The organism is Catellatospora sp. KI3, assembly GCF_029948125.1.
GTDB lineage: Bacteria > Actinomycetota > Actinomycetes > Mycobacteriales > Micromonosporaceae > Catellatospora.
Map to the genome: position 1 here is coordinate 1 of NZ_JASAMB010000086.1, position 352 is coordinate 352.

1 protein-coding gene is annotated in these 352 nt (G+C 73.0%); it reads right to left on the minus strand.

Annotation, left to right across the window (positions count from 1 at the left end; genetic code table 11):
• Positions 1-352, minus strand: a 352-nt coding sequence (locus QEZ54_RS36300) for a bifunctional DNA primase/polymerase (RefSeq protein ID WP_281309323.1), incomplete at both ends; no start/stop codon positions are given.

Sequence of the window (352 nt, forward strand, 5' to 3'; positions counted from 1 at the left end):
CGACCGGCACCAGGTCTACGCAGACGGCGTACGGGACGCCGTCGATGACGCTGCCTGCGGCTACGACGTAGCCGCCGTGGGCTCGGCTGTCGACCAGCGGCCCGAGCCGCCCGGCGGTGTTGCGCAGCTGCGGCCCGCTGGGGTGCCGGTAGTAGAGGTGCAGGCCACCGCTGGGGGTGGTCACGGTACGCGTGCGGGCCATGACGGCGCCCGCCTGGTCCATGAGGGTGTCGAGCACGTCGGCGCCGTGGGTGTAGTCGGCCCACGGATCGTGCAGTTCCCGGCCGGGCTTGAGCACGTCCAGGTCGACCACGGCCAGCCCGGACGGGCCGCAGGCCAGGCCGATGTTGTA